This is a genomic window from Thalassolituus sp. UBA6592 (assembly GCF_002433655.1).
Lineage (GTDB): Bacteria > Pseudomonadota > Gammaproteobacteria > Pseudomonadales > Oceanobacteraceae > Venatoribacter.
This window is the reverse complement of record NZ_DJIO01000195.1, coordinates 1,116-2,899: the sequence shown is the minus strand read 5'-3', so window position 1 is coordinate 2,899 and position 1,784 is coordinate 1,116. Positions and strand designations below refer to the sequence as shown.

2 protein-coding genes are annotated in these 1,784 nt (G+C 55.7%); one reads left to right on the top strand and one right to left on the bottom strand.

Annotated elements, in window-relative coordinates:
• A partial coding sequence (locus B2Z72_RS19235) for a DNA gyrase C-terminal beta-propeller domain-containing protein (RefSeq protein ID WP_297005646.1) occupies positions 1-675 on the top strand: 675 nt, incomplete at its 5' end.
• Positions 676-766: 91 nt separating this feature from the next.
• On the opposite strand, the gene B2Z72_RS19230 is transcribed toward B2Z72_RS19235, so the two are convergent.
• Positions 767-1,784, bottom strand: a 1,018-nt coding sequence (locus B2Z72_RS19230; protein WP_297005644.1) for a Ppx/GppA phosphatase family protein, incomplete at its 5' end; no start/stop codon positions are given.

Sequence of the window (1,784 nt, the reverse complement as noted above, 5' to 3'; positions counted from 1 at the left end):
AACCTGAGCTACAAAGCCGGTGATAAATTCCTTACCAGCTCACAGGGTAAATCCAATCAGAATGCGATTTTCCTCGACACCACAGGGCGTTCCTACAGTCTGCAGGCGCATACGCTGCCATCGGCACGCGGTCAGGGTGAGCCATTAACCGGTCGCCTGACACCGCCATCAGGCGCCACCTTCATCAGTACCCTGATGGGTAAAGATGAAGATCAGTATCTGTTGTGTACTGATGCCGGTTACGGTTTTATCGGCACCATTGCCGATATGCAGAGCAAAAACAAAGCCGGTAAGAATTTAATTACCGTGCCGGATAATGCCCGTGTATTAAATCCTGCTGCTATTGTCGATCCGGAAAAATCCTGGATTGCCGCGGTCAGCAACGAAGGCCGCATGCTGGTCTTCCCGGCTGCGGATCTGCCACAGATGGCGCGCGGTAAGGGCAACAAGATGATCAGCATTAACAGCGCTAAAGCAGCTGCGCGGGAAGAGCTGATGGTTGGAGCTGTGGCCTTCGGTCAGGAAGATACGCTGCTGGTTTACGCCGGTAAGCGTCATCTGAAGATGAAGTTTGCAGATCTTGAACACTATCTGGGAGAACGTGGCCGCCGTGGTAATAAACTGCCGCGTGGCTTCCAGAATGTGGATGCCATGGAAGTGGTGGGTAAAGACTGACCTCAGCCGTTGTATTAAGCCATAACAAAAACGGGAGCAGATGCTCCCGTTTTTGTTTCTGATCATGGTCTTCCTGAGGCCGTCTTCAGGATCAGAGTATTTCCACTTCAAAGCCGGCACTGTTCTGCGCGGCGACTTCAGCCATTAAATCCCGTGTAGTCAGAGGGTGAGCCTCCAGCCAGCCGTCAGGCATTTTTACCGTGAGTTTTTTATCCAGGCTGATCAGCTCAGGTACCGGTACCGGATAGGCACCGCGGCTGTGGTTCAGCGTCACGGCAAGACGCAGCAGGCGGGACAGTTTCATGGCGACCGGCTGGCGCGCTGCAGCAACCTCAGCAAACAGTTCGTCATTCAGCTTACGGCGGTGGCTGCGCACCAAAGCAGCCAGTTTGGCCTGTCCCTGACGGGTAAAGCCGAGCATATCTGCGTGTTGCAGCAGGTAAGCACCGTGTTTATGGAAGCTGCTGTGGGAAATTGCCAGGCCGATTTCATGCAGCTGCGCTGCCCAGCCAAGAAAGGCTTCCGCCATGCCATCCAGCTTCCAGTCGCCTTTAACCTGACGGAACATGGCGAGCGCCATGTCTTTAACCCGTTCGGCCTGAGCCTGGTCGACATAAAAGCGCTCACACATGCCATCCACGGTACGCTGGCGCACATTTTCGTGGGCCGAGCGGCCGGTCAGATCCCATAAAGCGCCTTCGCGCAGGGCACCGTCGGAGTAAATCATGCGTTCCGGCTCAAAGATGTTGAACACCGCGGTCAGAATCGCCAGGCCGCCGATGAATACCTGACGGCGTTCCGGTTTGACGCCCGGCAGGGCCACGTCATCCACGGTTGCATACTGCAGCATCTGTTTACGCAGCTTCTTCAGACCTGAGGCCGTGATGCCTTCGGCTTCCCAGCCGTTTTCAACCAGCGCCTGCTCTGCCGCCCGAATGGTGCCGGAGGAACCGACCACATTGACCCAGCCGAGCTTCTTATAGTTGGACTCAATGTTCAGCAGTTCCTGACTGGCGGCGGACACGGCGTCATTAAAACGTTCTTCGGTAATCGCCCCGTCCGGAAAAAAGCGCCGGGTGAAGGATACACAGCCCATGTGCAGGCTTTCC